Below are 21,771 nucleotides of genomic sequence, written 5' to 3'. Positions count from 1 at the left end.
GACATGCTGGATTTAAAAAGTCGTCGTCAGAGAAATCCCATTTGGATCAGTTTTTTTGCTATTTGTCTGTTGGTGTTAGCAGGCTGTCAGGCCAAACCACAAGGGCTGACAGCGGAACAAATCGCCGCATTACAGGATCAAGGCTTTAAATTAACGGATAATGGCTGGGAGTTTGGACTCACCAATAAAGTGTTATTCGACAGTGACGTTAGAAAGTTAAACTCGTCTGGCGCGCAAACTGTGCAAAATATTGGCCGGGCATTACACAATGTCGGCATCAATCATTTGCGAGTTGATGGTCACACTGACGCAACGGGTGAAGACAACTATAACCAGAAGCTCTCTTACGAGCGCGCGGCCGCAGTGGCGGATTCACTGGCAACCATTGGTATTCCAAGAGCCAATATTGATGTTCGTGGTCAAGGTAAATTAGAGCCGGTGGCGGATAACCGTACGGCAAAAGGCCGGGCAGAAAACCGCCGGGTAGCAATGATAGTGACCGCGCCATAACCTTTTTATGCCGGTCTAGCGAATGAGCTTCATGTGGGAAGCTCATTCGCTGACAGACCCTAAGCGGAAGCAACTTATACACCGGCGACTTGAAAGATGACGGGTATAGTAAAACGGGCTACACTCCGCACCAGACATCCTATAAAAACTGATATATAGAGAGGCAGACGCAACGTGGCTCAATACGTCTATTCCATGCATCGCGTCGGCAAAGTAGTTCCGCCGAAACGACATATTTTGAAAAACATCTCCTTAAGTTTCTTCCCTGGGGCCAAAATTGGTGTGCTGGGCCTTAACGGCTCAGGTAAATCGACCCTGTTGCGCATCATGGCTGGCATCGATACCGACATTGAAGGTGAAGCTCGCCCGCAGCCAGGGATCAAAATTGGTTACCTGCCGCAGGAGCCTAAGCTAAATCTTGAGCAAACCGTGCGTGAGTCGGTTGAAGAAGCGGTGGGCGAAGTTAAACGCGCGCTGACCCGTTTGGATGAGGTTTATGCGCTGTATGCTGATCCTGATGCTGATTTCGACAAGCTGGCGAAAGAGCAAGGCGAGCTGGAAGCGATTATCCAATCCCACGACGGCCACAATCTGGATAACCAACTGGAACGCGCTGCGGATGCTTTACGCCTGCCACCTTGGGATGCAAAAATTGCCAACTTGTCCGGTGGTGAGCGCCGCCGTGTCGCCATCTGCCGCCTGCTGCTAGAAAAACCTGACATGCTGCTGCTGGATGAACCGACCAACCACTTGGATGCTGAATCCGTGGCTTGGCTGGAGCGCTTCCTGCATGACTACGAAGGCACTGTCGTCGCCATCACCCATGACCGTTACTTCCTTGATAACGTGGCGGGTTGGATTCTGGAGCTTGACCGTGGCGAGGGTATTCCATGGGAAGGTAACTACTCCTCATGGCTGGAACAGAAAGATGCCCGTCTGGCGTTGGAAGCCTCTTCCGAAGCCGCACGTCGTAAATCTATCGAGAAAGAACTGGAGTGGGTTCGTCAGAATCCAAAAGGCCGTCAGGCGAAAGGTAAAGCACGTCTGGCTCGCTTTGAAGAACTTAACAGTGTTGAATATCAAAAACGCAATGAAACCAGCGAGTTATTCATTCCACCTGGCCCACGTTTAGGCGACAAAGTGCTGGAAGTTGAGCATCTGAGCAAGTCTTACGGTGACCGTGTACTGATTGACGACCTGACTTTCGCACTGCCCAAAGGGGCCATCGTTGGGATCATCGGGCCGAACGGCGCAGGTAAATCAACGCTGTTCCGCATGTTATCGGGTCAGGAACAGCCTGATTCCGGCACGATTTCACTGGGTGATACCGTGCAGCTGGCCTCGGTTGATCAGTTCCGTGACAACATGGATGACAGCAAAACCGTTTGGGAAGAAGTTTCCGGCGGTCAGGACATCATGAAGATCGGCAACTTTGAAATCCCAAGCCGCGCTTATGTTGGCCGCTTCAACTTTAAAGGGATTGATCAGGGCAAGCGAGTTGGCGAGCTATCTGGTGGTGAACGCGGTCGTATCCATCTGGCCAAGTTGCTACAGGTTGGCGGCAACATGTTGCTGCTCGATGAACCGACCAACGATCTGGACATCGAAACGCTACGCGCACTGGAGAACGCCTTACTGGAGTTCCCGGGCTGTGCCATGGTTATTTCCCATGACCGTTGGTTCCTTGACCGTATTGCCACCCACATCATCGACTATCAAGATGAAGGTAAAGTGGTGTTCTTTGAAGGTAACTTTACTGAATACGAAGAGTGGAAAAAACGCACTCTGGGTGCCGAGGCACTGGAACCACATCGTATCAAGTATAAGAAAATGACCAAGTAATTCTCTTGCTGGCTAAGGCCGGAAGAAAATGACTGAGTGATATCAAGGGCCTGCGCTTGCAGGCCTTTTTAATGGCTAAAACCGGCCTATTAACCACTATGGCGCGCTGAATTTCGGCGGCCATCGCCTCCACCATTAAGCCTTCTGTCAGCAGAATTCTATTCTGTGATCATCATCATTGTTACCTACTGAATTTTGCCAGTTTTCCTTGTCCTAAGGCAGTCAGCCGAAGGTGACAAGACTGCACACTATTTAGACTCCTTCGTCATCAGCGGTTTGTGCGCCCTTCCTATTCCGCGCCTCCCCGCACCATCACAACGAAGGATAATAAGATGAACAATGCAATTATATTGGGGATAATTTGGCATCTGGTAGGCGCTGCCAGTGCGGCGTGTTTCTACGCGCCGTTTAAACAAGTTAAAAAATGGTCATGGGAAACCATGTGGTCCATTGGCGGCCTGGTCTCATGGCTTATCCTGCCATGGACAGTTAGCTATCTGTTATTACCCGATTTTTGGCAATATTACGGCTCTTTTAGCTTCGCTACCCTGCTGCCGGTATTTCTGTTCGGTGCCATGTGGGGGATTGGGAATATCAACTACGGCCTGACCATGCGCTATCTCGGTATGTCGATGGGAATAGGGATTGCCATAGGTATCACGCTGATTATCGGCACATTAATGACACCTATTCTGCAAGGGCGTTTTGATGTGCTATTCGGTACCGCGGGCGGGCGTATGACCTTGTTAGGGGTATTTGTGGCCCTGATAGGTGTTGCCACCGTCAGTTATGCCGGGTTACTGAAAGAGCGGGCCATGGGAATTCAGGCAGAAGAATTTAACCTGAAAAAAGGGCTCATACTGGCGGTGATGTGCGGTATTTTCTCCGCCGGTATGTCATTTGCTATGGATGCCGCCAAACCAATGCATGAAGCCGCCAGCGCATTAGGCATCAACCCACTCTATGTGGCGCTACCCAGTTACGTCATCATTATGGGTGGTGGCGCACTCATTAACTTGAGTTATTGCTTTATCCGCCTGGCAACCCTCAAAAATCTGTCAGTCAAAGCTGATTTCTCAATTGCTAAGCCATTGCTGATCACCAACATTCTGTTCTCAGCTTTAGCCGGTTTGATGTGGTATCTGCAATTCTTCTTCTATGCCTGGGGTCATGCCAAAATCCCACAACAATATGATTATATGAGCTGGATGCTGCATATGAGCTTCTATGTGTTGTGCGGCGGCATTGTTGGTCTGTTACTCAAAGAGTGGAAATGCTCAACTAGGAAACCAGTAACCGTGCTGTGTATTGGTTGTCTGGTGATTATTCTGGCAGCCAATATTGTTGGCTTGGGTATGGCGGCGTAATACCCATTATTAAAAATGATTCGATTGACGGGCAGAGTTGAAAAACCTGCCCGTTATTTTATGGATAATCGTTGTGAAGAATAGCGCTAAATGAGAACCCGACAGTGCTCACTGCCATTTTTAGCCGGTGATGCTGGGGAGCGGACAAAGCGCTGGCGATAATCTCGCGGAGTCATACCAGCTTCACGAGTAAAAACAGCCGAGAAATAGTTGCTGTCTTCAAACCCACAGCGCGCGGCAATATCACTGATACGATGCTCACTGCACCGCAATAAACTCTTCGCATGGCAGAGGCGAATCTGGCGCAGATAATGGCTGATACTCATACCCGTCTGCTGGCGAAATAATTGCTTAAGAGAACGTTCAACCAGCTGATTTTTATGACAGAAATCAGCCATATCAAAGTGAGTTGCCAAACTTTGCTGCAACGCCGACATAATTAAATCAAGCTGCTCACCATCGGGCAGTAAGTGGGCCTGTTCAGCTCGATAGCGATGGCGTTTCAGTACAATAGCGAGTTGCAGCAACAGTGCCTCGGTCAACTGTATCGACCAGGAGTCTGTCTTGCGCGACTCCTGCGCTAACTGCTGAATGATAGGCCGCGCCTGCGCCATGCCTTGTGTCGTTAGCCGCCAATACCCTTGATTCTGTTCATGTCCAAAAGGTGGCAGTAACTTGTGCCATTGAGCATTTAGACGCAGCCGCTCGGGGCAATAAATAATATTATCTAGTACCAAATCATGTACCGATTCGTAGCTATGAAGATCTGCGGCTTGAATATAGAAAACATCCCCGCAAGTAATGCGATAAGGGTGATCATTCAGGACATGTAAACCATTACCCCGCCAGACAATCACGATTTCGCAAAATTGGTGAGTGTGCTCTGCGAAGACTTCCTGCGGATATCGGTTGGTTACCGCCACCGGCATCTGTTCCGATGGCAAATAATCCCGGCTTTCTAACAGCAGTGGTGCCCGCATGCATGCAGCCTTATTGTTATAGGTTAATTAATAAGCAGATCATTATCTTGAAACTGCCGATTTTTACCGTGATGTCATTCACGCCCTCGTTGGTTAGCGCGGTAAGGCGCTAAAGCTGGCTGCGCAAATCACGGGGAGATTGTGAAAACTCGCGCTTAAATAGGGTCGAAAAGTGGTTGCTGTCGCCGAAACCACATTGATAAGCAATATCAGTGACACTGTGGTCGCTGTAGCACAACTGATGGCGCGCTTGCAGTAAGCGCAGCCGCGTCAGATAACGTTGGGGTGTCATCCCGGTTTGGTTTTTTAACTGGCGATGTAGAGTCCGTAGCGGCAAGGCAAAGCGGTCGGCCAGCTCTGACCACTCAATCGTCTCGCTATAGTTGCTCTGTAGCCAATCCAGCAGTTGGCATAACCGCCCTTCCTGATCATCCCCCACTTGCGCCCGGCATCCCTGCCACAACTTCACCAATAACTGCATAAAAACACTCTCATGCAGGGCGATATCTTCCACCTGATCACTTTGCGGGGCGTGTTCAAGACAAGCAATTAAGCATTTTACCTGCTGTAAAACCTGGCCATTCACCCGCCAATGAGAGGGATATACACCATCACACTCTTGGGGAAGGAAGTGCCCGACACCGGATAAAAAGCGAAAAGCATCAGGTGCACGAAATAAGACATTGGTGAGAAACAAATCATCTGTTGATTCAAACAAATGGCGGTCATGGTCACGAACAAAACAGACACAGCCACTGCTTAATGTGTATGGGTTGCCATTAAAAACATGCACGCCCGCCCCTTCTTCAACAATAACGATTTCATAAAAATCATGATGATGCTCGGGAAATTCGGGTTGTGGCGCACGCGCTTCAATAGCCACGGGCGACGAGCTGGAAGAGAAAAAATCAATACTGTGCAATACAGTCATCTTTTGCCCCCTTTCGACAGGCACGGCGAAATCGCCCTGCTTCAGCTCTCGATAGTAAAAGCAGCAGCGGTGACTAAACCTTCAATTTTTGACACTAAAAAGCACTTTGGCGGCGATTTTTTTTAGATAGACGCAGCAATGTTGAAAAATATGCGCGAGGTCACAGGTGGGGAAGGTTGCGCATAAATACGAAACTGTGAGCTATTTCACTTTCACTTTCGTCATTCTGCCAGCAAGCCATAGCGGCTGGCAGTGATGAGAAGGTCGTAGATCAGGCAAATTTCTACACTGTTGGACATCGAGAAACGACAGGCCGCTTATCATGCCCACACAATCCACATTTTCATCATCAACCGTCACACCCCCCAATGCCCCACGGCACATGGTCGCTATTGACCTTGGAGCCTCTAGCGGGCGAGTGATGCTGGCAAGCTATTATCCCGCCCAGCAACAGCTTAAATTGCGTGAAGTCTACCGCTTTACCAACCAGATTAAATCCATTGACGGCTCAGATGTCTGGGATATTGATGCCATTGAGCAATCTATTCGTCAGGGCCTAAATCAGCTCGACAGTGAAGGGATCGCGCTGGACAGCATTGGTATTGATAGCTGGGGCGTGGATTTTGTGTTGCTTGATAAGCAGGGAAAACGGGTCGGGCTGCCGGTATCTTATCGCGATAGCCGCACTCAAGGGGTGATGGAACAGGCGCAGCAGAAACTGGGTAGCAAAGCGATTTATCGCCGCACCGGCATTCAATTCTTGCCATTCAATACCCTGTATCAATTACGCGCATTGAGTGAACAGCAGCCCCATTTACTTGCCGATGTCGCCCATCTCCTCCTGATCCCGGACTACTTGCATTACCGCCTGACCGGCCAACTTAACTGGGAATATACCAACGCCAGTACCACTCAGTTACTCAATATTGACACCAATGACTGGGATGGCGACTTACTGGCTTATGCGGGGGTACCCGCGCACTGGTTTGCCAAACCCAGTAAACCCGGTAATACCATCGGTTATTGGCGCAGTGCCCGTGGTCAAGAGGTTCCAGTGGTGGCCGTTGCCACCCACGATACGGCCAGCGCGGTTCTTGCCGCCCCTCTGATTGATGCTGATGCCGCCTATCTTAGCTCTGGAACCTGGTCACTGATGGGCTTTGAGAGTGCTACACCGCTGACTCATCATCAAGCGCAGTGCAGCAATATCACCAATGAAGGAGGCGCTGAAGGCCGCTATCGGGTACTGAAAAATATTATGGGTTTGTGGCTACTGCAACGCGCCACCGATGAATTGCAGATTGACGATTTGCCGCAATTGATTGAACAAGCAGCGCGGCAGCCCGCTTGTCGCTCGCTGATCAACCCCAATGATAACCGTTTTATCAACCCGGCCAATATGTGCCGCGAGATCCAAGATGCCTGCCGCGAGCATGGCCTGCCAGTTCCAATTACGGCTGCCCAATTGGCCCGCTGCATCTTTGATAGCCTCGCCATGTTGTACCGGCAAGTGGCTCAAGAGTTAGCAGAACTGCGCGGACGCCCCATCAGCCATTTGCATATTGTCGGCGGCGGCAGCCAAAACCAATTTCTCAATCAACTCTGCGCCAATGCTTGCGGCTTGCATGTGAGCATGGGGCCGGTTGAGGCTTCTACACTTGGCAATATTGGTAGCCAATTGATTTCGCTGGGCGAGGTGGCTGATGTCACTCATTACCGCCGCATCGTGGCGAATAACTTCCCACTCCACCATTTATCCCCTCACGACAACACTGACTTTGCTGCCCATTGGCCGCAATTCCAGTCGCTGAGTCAATTACCTAAGGAACTTTGCATATGACGAACTCTATTGAACAGGCCTGGGAGCTGGCTAAGCAGCGCTTTGCTGCTGTCGGCGTTGATGTTGATGCCGCACTTACTCGTCTTGATACGCTACCGGTCTCCATGCATTGCTGGCAAGGTGATGATGTCACCGGTTTTGAGAATCCAGATGCTGTATTGACCGGGGGGATCCAAGCAACCGGAAACTACCCCGGAAAAGCACGTAATGCTGCCGAGCTACGCTCTGACCTGGAACTGGCGCTGACATTAATTCCTGGGCCTAAACGGCTAAATTTACATGCCATTTATCTGGAATCCGATACGCCGGTAGCGCGCAATAAAATCGAGCCACGCCACTTTAACCACTGGGTTGAATGGGCTAAAAAACACCATTTAGGGCTCGATTTTAACCCCTCTTGTTTCTCTCACCCATTGAGTGCTGACGGTTTTACCCTGTCACATACCGACCCAAAAATCCGTCAGTTCTGGATTGAGCACTGTCAGGCTAGCCGCCGGGTTTCCGCCTATTTTGGTGAGCAATTAGGTACCGCGTCCGTCATGAACATCTGGATCCCTGATGGCATGAAAGACACCCCCATTGATCGCCTTGCGCCCCGCCAGCGCCTGCTGTCAGCTCTGGATGAAGTCATCAGTGAAAAGTTAAATCCGGCTCATCACATTGATGCGGTGGAGAGCAAATTATTTGGTATTGGTGCTGAAAGCTACACCGTCGGTTCCAACGAGTTTTATATGGGCTATGCCGCCAGCCGCCAAACGGCACTGTGCCTGGATGCCGGTCACTTCCATCCCACTGAAGTCATTTCCGACAAAATATCCAGCGCCATGCTGTATGTCCCGCGCCTACTGTTGCATGTCAGCCGCCCAGTTCGTTGGGACAGTGACCACGTGGTGTTGCTGGATGATGAAACACAGGCTATTGCCAGTGAAATCATCCGCCACAACCTGTTTGATCGGGTTCATATCGGTCTGGACTTCTTTGATGCCTCGATTAACCGCATTGCCGCTTGGGTCATTGGCACCCGCAACATGAAGAAAGCTTTATTACGCGCCTTACTGGAACCTACCGAGATGCTACGCCAACTGGAACTGCGCGGTGATTACACCGCACGATTGGCGCTGCTGGAAGAGCAGAAATCCCTGCCATGGCAAGCCGTTTGGGAAGGTTACTGCCAACGCAATGACGTACCGGTCGATGCCCGCTGGCTCGATGCAGTACGTGAATATGAACAACAGATTCTCAGCCAACGTTAAGGACTCATGATGATGCAAGCGATTCTATCTTCCTGGTTTATTGAGGGAATGATTAAAGCCACCAGCGATATGTGGCGCAAAGGGTGGGACGAACGTAACGGTGGCAATATCAGTTTGCGACTGCTGGCTGAAGAAGTGGAACCTTATCGGCGCGATTTTTACCCCCAACCGCGTAACGTGGAGCTCACGCAACCGGCTCCCGAACTGGCAAACAGCTGGTTTCTTGTCACCGGTTCCGGCAAATTTTTCCGCAATGTTGAATTAAATCCTGCTGAAAATCTGGTGTTGCTGCAAGTCAGCAATGATGGCATGGCTTATCACATTCACTGGGGCTTGACTCAAGGAGGGCTACCCACCTCTGAGCTGGCGGCACACTTCCAATCCCACATTGTGCGGATGCAAGTCAGCGGCGGCAGCAACCGAGTGATTATGCATTGCCATGCTACCAATCTAATTGCCCTGAGCTATGTGCAAAAACTGGATAACGCCAGCTTCACCCGTCTGTTGTGGGAAGGCAGTACCGAATGTCTGGTGGTGTTCCCTGATGGGATTGGCATTGTGCCGTGGATGGTGCCGGGCACCGATGGGATTGGTGCACAGACGGCGGAACAGATGCGTGAACACAGTCTGGTACTTTGGCCTTTCCATGGCATTTTCGGCAGTGGGCCCACACTGGATGACGCCTTTGGCCTGATTGATACCGCCGAGAAATCAGCCGAAATCATGGTGAAGGTGCTGTCGATGGGCGGCAAGAAACAGACTATTTCACGCGAGCAATTGATTGCGCTGGCGGCACGTTTTGATGTCACGCCGCTGGCCGCTGCACTGGACGTCTAAGCCCTCGACCACAGCCCCGACGGATGACATCGGGGCGAATCATCACTTATGCGTTATTTGAGGAGTACAGTATGAGTTTCATGTTGGCACTGCCGAAAATCAGCTTGCACGGCACCGGGGCTATTGGCGATATGGTTAAATTGCTCAGCGACAAACAGTGGGGAAAAGCACTGATTGTTACGGATGGGCAACTGGTCGAACTGGGTTTGTTGGATAGCTTACTCACGGCGATGAAGCAGCATCAGTTACCTTATGCGCTGTTTGCACAGGTATTTCCTAACCCAACAGAAGAGTTAGTACAGGCAGGTTTTAGCGCCTTCACACAGCATCAATGCGACTATTTGGTGGCCTTCGGTGGTGGCAGCCCCATTGATACCGCCAAAGCCATTAAGATACTAACCGCCAATCCGGGACCATCCACGGCTTATTCCGGTGTGGGTAAAGTCAAACAAGCCGGGGTGCCGCTCATCGCCATCAATACCACGGCAGGAACGGCGGCAGAATTGACCAGCAATGCCGTCATTATTGATAGTCAGCGGCAAGTGAAGGAAGTCATCATCGATACCAATATCATTCCTGATATTGCGGTGGACGACCCGTCAGTAATGCTCAATATTCCCGCCAGTGTCACCGCCGCAACCGGAATGGATGCCCTCACCCATGCGATTGAAGCTTATGTTTCACTTGGCGCGCATACATTGACTGACCATTCAGCGCTCGAATCAATCCGTCTTATTAGCCAGTGGCTGCCATTAGCGGTGGCAGACGGCAAAAACCTGCATGCTCGCGAAATGATGGCATGTGGGCAGTATCTGGCGGGCATGGCGTTTAACAGTGCTGGGCTAGGTTTGGTTCACGCACTGGCCCATCAGCCGGGGGCCACACATAACCTGCCTCACGGCGTGTGCAATGCTATCTTACTGCCGGTAGTTGAAGAATATAATCGCCCACAAGCAGTCAGTCGCTTCGCTCGCATTGCGCAGGCAATGGGGGTAAACACTCAGGAAATGAGTGATGAGCAAGCCAGCCATCAGGCGATAGCGGCTATTCGTCAGTTGTCGTTGCAAGTCGGCATTCCTGCCGGGTTCTCCGCCTTAGGTATTGAGGAAAATGATATTGAGGGCTGGTTAGATAAAGCGCTGGCCGACCCTTGCGCGCCTTGTAACCCACGTCCAGCGAGTCGTGAACAAATCCGAACCTTGTACTTGCAGGCACTGTGAGCGGAGACAACATCATGATACGCAAAGCGTTTGTTATGCAGGTCAACCCTGACTCCCATGCTGAATATCAGCGCCGACACTCACCAATTTGGCCGGAACTGCAAGCTGTGCTGAAAGCCCATGGCGCTCACCACTATGCTATTTTCCTCGATGAAGCGCGCAATTTGCTGTTTGGTTTTGTCGAAATTGAATCAGAAGAGCGCTGGAATGCAGTGGCGCAAACCAACGTGTGTCAACGCTGGTGGCAACATATGGCCGATGTCATGCCAAGCAACCCAGATAACAGCCCAGTGAGCCAATCCCTGCGCGAAGTGTTTTATCTGGAATGAAGTGTATTATCTGGAATAGATAGCCCAAAGTGGAGTCGGTAGCCCCGCACTCCACTGCGCTTACAACTTACTCAACCCCTGCACATAATCCTCAAATACCGGATGCCCAATCACTACATCAATAAAACAGCTCAGGGCGGGAGAGTTCAGCTTGCGGCTCGGATAGACCAAATACAGCTCATTTCCCTCAGCCTGCCATTGCGGCAATACTTCAATTAACTGCCGATTTGCCACCACTTCACGGCTTAAGAAGGCCGGAAGTAGCGTGATGCCGCCATGGTTCAGCGCACATTCACGGGCATATAACAGGTTATCGGTAATATGTAGCGCGGGCACCTGCCAGCGATAGAATTCCTCATCGCGGCGCAAAATCAGCGCCTGCCAGGCACGATGGGCAATGCAGCGATGAGTATCCAATTGGCGCGGATGGAGTAATGGCGGGTGTTGGGCCAAATAAGCAGGGGAAGCCAGCAGGTAGCGCGGAGCATATCCCAGCCGCCGACCAATCAGTGACGAATCCTGTGGTTTACCAGTACGCAGCGCCACATCGAAGCCATCTTCGACCAAATCCACCATGCTATCCGACACCAAAACCTCCAGCAGCACATCAGGATATTGCCGCTGAAAGTCTGCCGCCAGCCGGGCCAGTAACGTGGCCCCTAACCCAGCGGGTGTGGAAATGCGCAAGCGCCCACTGGGGTTATCCTTCAGCCGTTGGAGTGCCAAATCGGCACGCTCGGCGGCTTGTAGCATCTCCTGACAATGCACCAGATAGCGCTCTCCGGCAAACGTCAGATTCAGTTGGCGCGTGGTTCTGTTGAGCAATCGAATCCCCAGATTTTGCTCCAACTGGCTAATCCGCTGGCTAACGCTAGATTTAGGTAAGCCCGCCATAGTAGCCGCACGGGTGAAACTGCCGCACTCTGCGACCTTGGCGAACAGAGCCATATCCTGAAGTTGCTTAAACATAGCTAGGTTTCTCACGCATAATTGTTTACCCCAGACGAACACTGCGTTAGTGATTGTCCATCTTATCACTGTCATCAGAGTGGTCTAGACTCAGTTGATATGCTAAACAGGAGCAGGAATATCATCATGTCCATTAAAGCCATTGCCGTAAATCCGCAACAACCCGCTGATTTTATTGAAATCACCCTAGATACACTCACCCCCGGCCCTTTTGATTTGCTGGTAAATGTCAAAGCCGCCTCGATTAATCCGGTTGATACCAAGGTACACCACGGCCTGAAGAAAAATGGCCTGCAACAGCCGCGGATTCTGGGCTGGGATGCTGCTGGCGTGGTCGTCAGTGTCGGTGAGAAAGTGACAGGTTTTCGTGCGGGTGATGAGGTTTGGTATGCCGGCGATATCACTCGCCCCGGCAGCAATGCCACTCAACAGTTGGTTGATGCTCGTATCGCCGCCCACAAGCCAAGTTCACTCAACTGGGCGCAAGCCGCGGCCCTACCATTAACGGCCATCACCGCGTGGGAAGCACTGTTTGAACATCTGAAAATTCAGCAGGCCAGTGCCGATAAGAGTTTGCTCATCATTGGTGGTGCCGGTGGCGTGGGATCACTGGCGATCCCTTTAGCTGCGTTACGTAGCCCGGTAAAAGTGATTGCGACCGCCTCACGCCCAGAGTCAGCGGCTTGGTGCCGCGAACGTGGGGCTGACTTAACCGTCGATTACCGCGACCTGAAAGCACAGTTGCAGAAAGAAGGCATTGATAAAGTTGATTATATTCTTTGCTTGAATGATACCGACGGTCATTGGCCCGCTATCAGCGAGCTTATTGCACCCTTAGGGCAAATCTGCACCATTGTTGAGAATGAAAAACCGCTGGATCAGAATCAGTTGAAACTGAAAAGTGCCGCCCTACATTGGGAATTTATGTTCACCCGCAGCATGTTCTCTACACCAGATATCGCCCAACAGGGTGAGATTCTAAAACAAATCAGTCAGTTGGTTGATGAGGGCAAACTGCAAGGCACTCTCAGTGAAACGCTGCATGGGCTGACGATCGAAAATCTGCAAACAGCCCACAGCCAAGTAGCTGGTGGGCATATGCGCGGCAAGGTTGTGATTAGTTATTAATTAAAAGGGCTGCAACAATTACGCCCTTGAATACTAAATTCACATCAATCTTCTTGCGGTATTTCACTTAATACTGATGGGCGGGCTAGCCTTTGCAGATCGGCGGCCAGTAATTGTTGAACCAGCTCGACACAGCGCAGGAAGCGCTCGTCGTAGTCCGCCGACTCCACATGGACGTACTCAATATTATTGCTGCGCAGCATCTGCTCCAGTAATTTCTGGAAAGATTTGCGGTCACGATCACTACCGAGGCTGCGCAAACCATCGGCAACCCACGGCGTGTTATTCTCCAGCAAAATAACCAAATCAAAGCGATATTCATCAATCAGCGCCTGCACAAATGGGTGCTCTCGCCCTTCATATTTCTTACAAAATGCCTGCGTGGTAACAAAATCGGTATCAATAAAGGCCACTTTATTGGCATATTTCACCGCAAAATCAACATATTGCGCCTGTCCCAGTGCAATCTTGTCATAATCGGAATATTGCAATGCCATCTCATCGCCCCCCAGATGAGAGAAAACATAGTCACGACCATATTCCCACGCACTGGTGGTATTGAAAATATTGGCTAACTTATTGACCAACGTAGATTTTCCACTGGATTCGCCCCCCAATATCGCCACAGTGCGCACAAAGAAGGGCTTCACTTCGGTCGGGATATAATCCCAGTAGCGGAAAGGATCACGGCGGATCTGGCGGCCACTGATATTCATAAATGAGCGCTGCGGGTCGATCAGGATGGTTTCAATACCAAATTGCTCATGATAATGCGGCGCATCCTGACTTTCGCTGGAGTAAATAAAGTTTGGGACAATCCCCTTTTCTGCCATGAATTTTTTGACGCCATGGCTCCAGACATCCCAGCCATGAGGGTATGGCTCAATACCGTGCTCATCAAATGAATGAATATGGATATTTTTCTGATATTTAAAGGTTTGTAATAACCAGCGCAAGCGGTCACTGACCGTCGGTTGCTGCGACATAGAACTGTTTTCGAACAGCTCGCGGTCACGGGGTTCATCGAAGCAAAGAATGATATGCAGCTCATCAACCTGGCTACAAGCACGTTGGATAAGATAGATATGGCCGGTATGTAGCGGGTAAAATTTACCAAACACCACGCCGACTTTTTTCTCACGACGCGGGAATTCCAGCTCAAGGTAACGGTGCAGGGCTTCTAGCTTTTGTGCACTGGGGCTTTTGATTTTGTCATTGAGTAACTGGCTTAAGTAACCTTTGGTCATGCCACTGGCATCGGCCACCTGCTGTAAAGTACAGCCTTTTTGCTTAATCGCTGTTTTGAGATAGTCGAACTGCAGCATGCTGCCTCCTTGTTTAGTGCACTAAACAAAAATAACACAGTATGCTGCGCGATTGACACGACTAAATGTGCGCTATGGCGTTACAAATCTTCCAGCACCGCCAATGCATCGGCCAGTTTTTTCACCCCGAAAACCTGCATATTGGGCAGTGGCTTCTTCGGCATATTGGCGTAAGGTACGATAGCGCGTTTAAAACCGTGCTTGGCTGCCTCTGAAATACGTTCCTGACCACTGGGTACTGGCCGAATCTCACCGGCCAAACCGACCTCGCCAAATACCACTAAATCCTGTGGCAGCGGGCGATCACGTAGACTAGAGACCAGCGACATCAGCAACGCCAGATCAGCACTGGTTTCGGTGACCTTCACACCACCCACCACATTGACGAATACGTCTTGGTCGGACATCTGCAAACCACCATGACGGTGCAAAACGGCCAGTAAAATGGCTAGTCGGTTTTGTTCCAGCCCGACCGCCACCCGGCGCGGATTCGACATCATGGAGTGATCCACCAGCGCCTGAATCTCAACCAACAGCGGGCGCGTCCCTTCCCACACCACCATCACCGAACTGCCCGCCGTGACTTCATCGCCCCGGCTGAGGAAGATAGCTGACGGGTTACTGACCTCGCGCAGACCTTGCTCGGTCATGGCGAAAACACCCAGTTCATTGACGGCACCAAAGCGGTTTTTGTGGCTACGCAGAGTACGAAAACGTGAGTCACCGTCGCCATCGAGCATCACTGAGCAGTCAATGCAGTGTTCCAAGACTTTTGGCCCAGCCAGCGAACCATCTTTGGTCACATGGCCCACCATCACAATGGCGACGCCACGGGTTTTAGCAAAACGCGTGAGATAGGCTGCGGTTTCACGCACTTGCGCCACACTGCCCGGCGATGATTGAATATCCGCCATATGCATCACTTGAATGGAGTCGATAACCATCAAGCGCGGCTGTTCTTGTTCAGCAATCAGGCAAATCTGTTCAATGCTGGTTTCCGACAACATATTCAGGCCGGCGGTGGGTAACCCTAAGCGATGCGCCCGCATGGCAACCTGTTGCAGCGACTCTTCCCCGGTGACATACAGGGTTTTCATGTTTTCGGACAATTTGCAGAGGGTTTGCAGCAGTAAAGTACTCTTGCCGGCCCCCGGATTACCACCAATCAAAATAGCGCTGCCCGGCACCACACCACCGCCCAGCACTCGGTCAAACTCAAGAAAGCCGGTAGAGAAACGCGGCAATTCTTCCAGACTGATATCAGATAACTTTTGTACCCGACTAATACCGGCATCACCCGCATAGCCACCAAAACGCTCATTACGAGATGATGACGTCGCAGCCGCCGCCAGACGAATTTCGGTAATAGTATTCCAGGCATTGCAGGCGCTGCACTGCCCTTGCCAGCGCGGATAATCAGCCCCACATTCATTACAGACAAATGCCCGTTTTGGTGCTTTAGCCACGGTTCACCTCAATATGACAGCCTAACAGTGAGTTGATGACCCAATGCAGACACACCCATTTTATCGTTCAACGTCTACTGGGATAACTTGGTCATCAACTCAAATAGGCGTAATTGTTGCAGACAGTTTGGATGCGGACAGGGCGCAAAAACCGGAGCGTACACAGAGTACGTGAGGATTTAGAGCACTGCCCAAATTCAAAATGGTAAATAAAATAGCCTATTTCAGCGCTCTTCGTGCTTAAGACTACCGGTCAGAATGCACAACACACTCAGCAAATCGCCATGACGAATCGCCACTTTTGCTTTAGCGTAAACTTTCGGTTTGGCATGGAAAGCCAGACCCAGACCGGCGGCTTGCATCATTTTCAGGTCGTTAGCGCCATCGCCGATTGCCACAGTTTGAGCAATGGGGATATTCAGCTTTTCAGCCAGTTTAAGCAGCGTGTCGGCTTTGTATTGCGCGTCGACAATTGGCCCGAGCACTTTGCCCGTCAGTTTGCCGTCTTTGATTTCCAGCTCATTGGCAGCCACGTCCACCAAGCGTAATTTGTCGCGCAGGTACTCGGCATAATAGGTAAAGCCGCCGGATGCAATCGCCACATGCCAGTCCAGCGCCTGAAGTTTGCGTACCAAGCTGGTCAGCCCCGGCATCAAAGGCAATCCGTCACGAACCTGTTTGAGAATATTGGCATCAGCCCCTTTCAAGGTAGCCACGCGTTGGCGCAAACTGGCCGAGAAATCTAGCTCACCTTGCATAGCGCGCTCAGTGACAGCCGCCACTTCTTCCCCTACACCTGCCAACTTGGCAATCTCATCGATACACTCAATTTGGATGGCGGTGGAATCCATATCCATCACCAAGAGGCCCGGCGTGCGCAAGTGTGGAATAGCGCCCAGTGGCGCAACATCCAGCCCGCTCTCGTCAGCCAGCGTTTTAATACGCGGAGTCAAACTGCCCGCCAGGCGAATGACTTGATAATCTTCCACACACCAAGCGGAAACAATCACCATTGCCGCGCCCAAGTGACGCTGGAAATCGGTGATGCGCTTTTTATCCAGTTTTCTGCCATACAATAGCCAACCTGTATGACCGGCACGATAATCCAGCGGCATTACTTCATCACCACTGAGTGAAAGTGGCAAACCCGGCCATTGATAGATCTCCGCTGGGAGATCGCAATAGGTCAGACTATTAGACATGAACTGCTCCTGTAGAAAACGAAACTCGGCAATATGCTACCCGGTAGATTGTGCGTTGCGACAAGACAGCAACGGAGTCAATCCCCAACAGCTTAGTTCACTCAGTGGCTGGGGTAAGTGAAGGAAGCCAACACCGCAGCAATGTGAAATATGCAGAGTAGAAATAACGCATCAAACTATCCTATCGTAATAACTTCTGGCAACATAAAGTCACCAAATACGGCAAGGAACCTGCATGGCCAAGGCCAAATTAAAATTTCGATTGCACCGTACAGCTATTGTGCTGATCTGTCTGGCATTATTGGTGCTGCTAATGCAAGGTGCATCCTATTTCAGCCTCAGCCATCAACTGGCCCGTTCGGAACAGGTTGAAGAACTGGCAAAAACGCTGGCAAAACAAGTCACTTTCAGCCTGTCACCCATTATGGATACCGGTGATGATGATATTGATAGCCAGAAAGTCGATGCTATCCTCCAGCAATTAACCCAATCAAGCCGCATATTGGATGCCAGCGTATACCAGATTGACGGGACACTGGTTGCTGCCGCCGGTGAAAACGTAAAAGTACGTGACCGGCTGGCCTTAGATGGTAAGCGCCCCGGCAGTTATTTCAATCACCAGATTGTCGAACTGATCCCCGGCAAAAGCGGGCCTAGTGGATTTTTGCGCATGACGCTAGACACCCACGTGTTGGCAACAGAATCCAAGCAAGTGGATAATACCACCAATTTGTTGCGGCTGATGATACTGGTCGCGCTCGCGGTTGGCATTATCCTAGCCCGCACTCTGCTACAAGGCCGTCGCAGCCGTTGGCAACAATCGCCTTATCTGCTGACCGCCAATACGCCAGTTAAAGAAGATGATAATGAAGATGACGCAGCAGATGCATCAGCTGCTGCGCCAGAAGTCGACAAAAAACCGGATGATAAATAGCGAGATGGTGTCGGGAACAGAGAATTACGCCATGCGCTCAATGATAGGTGACAATGACGCTATCTTCTCCTGCATCTGACTAGCTATAACTTTAAAGTTCACACTGATATTCGGATGGGTACTAACAGTACCCCAAAATTGTTCGGCCAGTTGTTTTGCCTGCTGCCAATGTTCACGACCAACATCAGCCGATAATGTGATATCCGGCACCATTTGTCGCATATTCCCCGTGCCCGATGGAGCAAAAGCCATAGGTAACATGTCATAGATAGGCGCAAGTGATAGGGGACGATTTTCCGGATGCAGGAAAGATAGATTTCCATGGTGCATATCAGTATTCGCAATTAACACCCCGAAAGCCCAAAACAGTCTGACTTGCTCAAGGTCAGCCATACTCAGTAAACCTATATCTGCTAATTCTCGACATACTTTCGGCCAACTGGCTACAGGTATGCCGATAAACTCGGCATTTACTGCCTCCAAAGACACCATGCCAATACGGCCACGCTGACCAAAACGGTCAAAACGCTCAACTTCCAGAAAAGTTTGTCTATCCTGATATTGCAATATGTGGCTGACAGCTGCGCAATATCCTGCATTTCTTAAGGTATTTAACGCCAAAGACTCGGCAATAAGTAAATCCGCCCAACGCTGCGCGTTAGGGTTATCCTGCGCAGCAGTAAATTTGACGATAACATATGACGGAGGCTCTTCCTCATATCCGGCATAACAAGTAAATTTAGGTTGCTCCCCACCAGCTGAGGAACCTACCATTTCCCCCGCAAGCGCCATTAGAGACAATTCATTATAACGTTGCAGCTTGTCTGATGGTGGAATGGGAACAGCATCGGGCTTAACGAGCCAATGTTGATAGCTTTCCTGCCCGAGCAAAATATTGCCGTTACTGTCATCCGCCATGCGAGATAGCGCGAGCAGGATATTATCTTCATTCCACCCACGAATATCCTTATTAAGCTGCAAATGTTCAGCAACAGACTTGCCCCAAATTCGGCCAAGAAATCCCTGTGGCCGCATATCTGCCAGATACCAAGGGAGGCTGTCAAATTGTTGCCATGTATTGTCATCCAATTGATGGACACAACACATTTCTGCCGGATAGATCGGGTATAAATTGGCAAAATGGCTGGCATTCCCGAAGCGGTCAATTCTGTAGAGTGGGAATTCACTAATGCCTGTAACCAGCCGAAGTAAAGCATAACGGGTCGATTTTCCTTTCCCGATCTTTAGCACTCGACTTTTTAACCCATTGATTAGACGAGATACGGTCGGCTGGCTAATGGCCAAAGCCTGTGCCAAGGAGCTTGCCGTAGCGGGGCCTTGTCGTAATAACATTTCCAAGGAAGGCATTTGAATAGCTCCATGAATAGACAAATGAATAGAACTGTGAATAGATTTATATCGCTAATAATATGATATGTAAAGGAAGGAGGTGAAAATCAAGAGGATAGATGAATAGATTATTGAAGATTAAAATAACGCCTAACAGAACCGAAATACTGTGGTTCGATTCTGTTAGGTTAACGAAATTACGCTTTGTCACCCAGCAACACAGATTCCAATGCAATCTCAATCATGTCATTGAAAGTGGTCTGGCGCTCGGCGGCGGTGGTTTGTTCACCGGTACGGATATGGTCAGACACGGTACAGATAGTCAGCGCTTTAGCACCGAATTCTGCGGCAACGCCATAGATACCTGCGGCTTCCATTTCTACACCCAGAATGCCGTATTTTTCCATTACATCAAACATTTGCGGATCTGGCGTATAGAACAGGTCAGCCGAGAAAAGATTGCCCACACGGACATCAATCCCTTTTGCTTTGGCGGCATCCACTGCATTACGTGTCATTTCAAAATCAGCAATTGCCGCGTAATCGTGGTCTTTAAAACGCAGGCGGTTGACTTTGGAGTCGGTACAAGCGCCCATGCCGATAACTACATCGCGCAGTTTAACATCAGCACGCACCGCACCACAGGAACCCACACGAATGATTTTCTTCACGCCGAAATCTGTGATCAGCTCTTTGGTGTAGATAGAGCAGGATGGGATACCCATGCCGTGGCCCATCACTGAAATTGGACGCCCTTTATAAGTACCGGTGAAGCCCAACATGCCACGCACATTGTTCACTTCGCGCACATCTTTCAGGAAGGTTTCGGCGATAAACTTCGCACGCAGCGGATCCCCTGGCATCAGTACAACGTCAGCGAAATCACCCATTTCAGCATTAATATGTGGCGTTGCCATAATCACTTTCCTTAAAAAAATCAGAGAATTAAAATTTATATGACCAAACCGTCTTTGAGTTTGAGCTGCTTTGCACAGTTTGGATAAAATCAGCCATCACCCGCATAGATGAGTGACTTAAAGCATATTCTTACCGTAATCCATTGGTGACAAATCAAAATACTTGGCAACTGTCTGGCCAATATCGGCAAAGGTTTCACGATGTCCAAGTGAGCCCGGCTTAACTTTCGGGCCGTAAACCAAGACCGGAATATGCTCACGGGTATGGTCGGTGCCCGGCCAGGTTGGGTCACAACCATGGTCAGCCGTCAGGATCAGAATGTCGTCTTCTTTCACCAATGCCATCAATTCTGGCAGGCGACGGTCAAATAATTCCAATGCCGCAGCATAACCTGCAACATCGCGGCGGTGGCCGTAAGAAGAGTCAAAATCAACAAAGTTAGTGAACACAATAGTGTTGTCACCGGCTTTTTTCATCTCTTCTATAGTGGCATCAAACAGCGCATCCAACCCCGTGGCTTTCACTTTTTGGGTGATCCCTACATGGGCATAAATGTCGGCAATTTTACCGATTGAAACCACTTCACCCTGTTTCTCTTCCACCAGTTTTTTCAACATGGTTGGCGCTGGCGGTTCAACAGCCAGATCGTGGCGGTTACCGGTACGCTGGAAGTTACCCGGTTTGTCGCCAATAAACGGACGCGCAATCACACGGCCAATATTGTAGCCGCCTTCAGTCAGCTCTTCGCGGGCTATCTCACACAGCTCATACAAACGGTCCAGACCAAAAGTCTCTTCATGGCAGGCAATTTGGAACACCGAGTCAGCCGAAGTGTAGAAAATCGGCTTCCCGGTTTTCATATGCTCTTCGCCCAGTTGATCAAGGATAACCGTACCTGAAGAGTGGCAGTTACCCAAATAGCCCGGTAAGTTGGCGCGTTTGACCAGTTTATCCAGTAATTCTTGGGGGAAACTGTTTTCCACATCACTGAAATAGCCCCAGTCGAACAATACCGGCACACCAGCAATTTCCCAGTGACCTGATGGGGTGTCTTTGCCGGAAGATAACTCGCTGGCATAACCATAGGCACCAATGATGTCTGCGTTCTTATCCAGCCCTACCGGGAATTTGCCGGTAGATTCTTCGGCTGCTTTACCCAAGCCTAAACGGCTCAGGTTAGGTAATTTTAACGGGCCGCTACGACCAATATCGGCTTCACCACGGGCGCAGGCCTCAGCGATGTGGCCCAAAGTATCGGCCCCTTCGTCGCCAAATTTCTTAGCATCAGCGCTAGCGCCAATACCAAATGAGTCTAATACCATAATAAATGTACGTTTCATCATTTTCTCCTGCATAGGTTCGCACGCTTA

19 protein-coding genes and 1 pseudogene are annotated in these 21,771 nt (G+C 50.3%); 10 read left to right on the top strand and 10 right to left on the bottom strand.

Annotated elements, in window-relative coordinates:
* Positions 1-3: 3 nt before the first annotated feature.
* The 3 genes from yfiB to rhaT all read left to right on the top strand — a co-directional run bounded on the left by yfiB (position 4) and on the right by rhaT (position 3,719).
* Positions 4-510: an outer membrane lipoprotein YfiB gene (yfiB, locus tag N0H69_RS03220; protein WP_050121619.1), complete on the top strand. Its 507-nt coding sequence runs from the start codon at positions 4-6 to the stop codon at positions 508-510.
* 174 nt (positions 511-684) lie between these two features.
* The gene (ettA, locus tag N0H69_RS03215) at positions 685-2,352 is read left to right on the top strand and encodes an energy-dependent translational throttle protein EttA (protein WP_050109503.1); all 1,668 of its coding nucleotides are present in this window, start codon (positions 685-687) and stop codon (positions 2,350-2,352) included.
* Between the two features lie 332 nt (positions 2,353-2,684).
* A complete protein-coding gene (gene rhaT / locus N0H69_RS03210; RefSeq protein WP_050121621.1) occupies positions 2,685-3,719 on the top strand; it encodes an L-rhamnose/proton symporter RhaT in 1,035 nt (344 codons plus the stop codon).
* Between the two features lie 86 nt (positions 3,720-3,805).
* On the opposite strand, the gene rhaR is transcribed toward rhaT, so the two are convergent.
* From rhaR to N0H69_RS03195, 3 genes and pseudogenes are all read right to left on the bottom strand, one after another.
* Complete coding sequence (rhaR, locus tag N0H69_RS03205) at positions 3,806-4,699, bottom strand: HTH-type transcriptional activator RhaR (RefSeq protein ID WP_050109505.1); 894 nt, start codon at positions 4,697-4,699, stop codon at positions 3,806-3,808.
* A 109-nt stretch (positions 4,700-4,808) separates the two neighbouring features.
* Positions 4,809-5,630 carry an HTH-type transcriptional activator RhaS gene (gene rhaS, locus N0H69_RS03200; protein WP_050145556.1) on the bottom strand — a complete coding sequence of 274 codons (822 nt, stop codon included), beginning with the start codon at positions 5,628-5,630 and terminating at the stop codon, positions 4,809-4,811.
* A gap of 221 nt (positions 5,631-5,851) precedes the next feature.
* Positions 5,852-6,014, bottom strand: a pseudogene (locus tag N0H69_RS03195) (phosphoribosylaminoimidazole synthetase).
* On the opposite strand from N0H69_RS03195, the gene rhaB reads away from it, so the two are divergent.
* From rhaB to rhaM, 5 genes are all read left to right on the top strand, one after another.
* Complete coding sequence (gene rhaB, locus N0H69_RS03190; RefSeq protein ID WP_050150372.1) at positions 6,013-7,470, top strand: rhamnulokinase; 1,458 nt, start codon at positions 6,013-6,015, stop codon at positions 7,468-7,470. The pseudogene N0H69_RS03195 and the gene rhaB overlap by 2 nt on opposite strands.
* Positions 7,467-8,723: an L-rhamnose isomerase gene (locus N0H69_RS03185; protein WP_050109508.1), complete on the top strand. Its 1,257-nt coding sequence runs from the start codon at positions 7,467-7,469 to the stop codon at positions 8,721-8,723. The genes rhaB and N0H69_RS03185 overlap by 4 nt, the downstream gene beginning before the upstream one ends.
* Positions 8,724-8,735: 12 nt before the next feature.
* A complete protein-coding gene (gene rhaD / locus N0H69_RS03180) occupies positions 8,736-9,560 on the top strand; it encodes a rhamnulose-1-phosphate aldolase (RefSeq protein WP_050109576.1) in 825 nt (274 codons plus the stop codon).
* Between the two features lie 71 nt (positions 9,561-9,631).
* Positions 9,632-10,780 (top strand): lactaldehyde reductase, encoded by a 1,149-nt coding sequence (gene fucO, locus N0H69_RS03175; RefSeq protein WP_050150374.1) that lies wholly within the window; start codon positions 9,632-9,634, stop codon positions 10,778-10,780.
* 14 nt (positions 10,781-10,794) lie between these two features.
* Complete coding sequence (gene rhaM / locus N0H69_RS03170) at positions 10,795-11,109, top strand: L-rhamnose mutarotase (RefSeq protein WP_050133277.1); 315 nt, start codon at positions 10,795-10,797, stop codon at positions 11,107-11,109.
* 60 nt (positions 11,110-11,169) lie between these two features.
* Here rhaM and N0H69_RS03165 read toward each other — a convergent pair whose 3' ends face one another.
* On the bottom strand, positions 11,170-12,078 hold the full coding sequence (locus tag N0H69_RS03165) for a LysR family transcriptional regulator (RefSeq protein ID WP_050109511.1): 909 nt from the start codon (positions 12,076-12,078) through the stop codon (positions 11,170-11,172).
* A 126-nt stretch (positions 12,079-12,204) separates the two neighbouring features.
* Between N0H69_RS03165 and N0H69_RS03160 the strand changes: the two genes are divergently transcribed.
* A complete protein-coding gene (locus N0H69_RS03160) occupies positions 12,205-13,206 on the top strand; it encodes a zinc-binding alcohol dehydrogenase family protein (protein ID WP_050150376.1) in 1,002 nt (333 codons plus the stop codon).
* 44 nt (positions 13,207-13,250) lie between these two features.
* Here the strand turns inward: N0H69_RS03160 and nadR are convergent, their stop codons facing one another.
* The 3 genes from nadR to serB form a co-directional block, all read right to left on the bottom strand.
* Entirely contained in the window at positions 13,251-14,531 is a 1,281-nt protein-coding gene (gene nadR, locus N0H69_RS03155; RefSeq protein ID WP_050109513.1) for a multifunctional transcriptional regulator/nicotinamide-nucleotide adenylyltransferase/ribosylnicotinamide kinase NadR, read from the bottom strand.
* An 80-nt stretch (positions 14,532-14,611) separates the two neighbouring features.
* Complete coding sequence (radA, locus tag N0H69_RS03150) at positions 14,612-15,997, bottom strand: DNA repair protein RadA (protein WP_050109514.1); 1,386 nt, start codon at positions 15,995-15,997, stop codon at positions 14,612-14,614.
* Positions 15,998-16,221: 224 nt separating this feature from the next.
* The gene (serB, locus tag N0H69_RS03145; protein ID WP_050121630.1) at positions 16,222-17,199 is read right to left on the bottom strand and encodes a phosphoserine phosphatase; all 978 of its coding nucleotides are present in this window, start codon (positions 17,197-17,199) and stop codon (positions 16,222-16,224) included.
* A 235-nt stretch (positions 17,200-17,434) separates the two neighbouring features.
* Here serB and N0H69_RS03140 point away from each other — a divergent pair, with 235 nt between their 5' ends.
* On the top strand, positions 17,435-18,133 hold the full coding sequence (locus N0H69_RS03140; RefSeq protein WP_050109516.1) for a YtjB family periplasmic protein: 699 nt from the start codon (positions 17,435-17,437) through the stop codon (positions 18,131-18,133).
* A 24-nt stretch (positions 18,134-18,157) separates the two neighbouring features.
* Here the strand turns inward: N0H69_RS03140 and yjjJ are convergent, their stop codons facing one another.
* From yjjJ to deoB, 3 genes are all read right to left on the bottom strand, one after another.
* Positions 18,158-19,501 carry a type II toxin-antitoxin system HipA family toxin YjjJ gene (gene yjjJ, locus N0H69_RS03135; RefSeq protein ID WP_050133282.1) on the bottom strand — a complete coding sequence of 448 codons (1,344 nt, stop codon included), beginning with the start codon at positions 19,499-19,501 and terminating at the stop codon, positions 18,158-18,160.
* Between the two features lie 179 nt (positions 19,502-19,680).
* Positions 19,681-20,400 (bottom strand): purine-nucleoside phosphorylase, encoded by a 720-nt coding sequence (gene deoD / locus N0H69_RS03130; RefSeq protein ID WP_032909895.1) that lies wholly within the window; start codon positions 20,398-20,400, stop codon positions 19,681-19,683.
* 117 nt (positions 20,401-20,517) lie between these two features.
* Entirely contained in the window at positions 20,518-21,741 is a 1,224-nt protein-coding gene (deoB, locus tag N0H69_RS03125) for a phosphopentomutase (RefSeq protein ID WP_050121632.1), read from the bottom strand.
* Positions 21,742-21,771 lie beyond the last annotated feature (30 nt).

This window comes from Yersinia alsatica (assembly GCF_025133195.1).
Classification (GTDB): Bacteria; Pseudomonadota; Gammaproteobacteria; order Enterobacterales; family Enterobacteriaceae; genus Yersinia; species Yersinia alsatica.
Note: the sequence above shows the minus strand (reverse complement) of the source record. Positions and strands in the feature narration are given on the sequence as shown.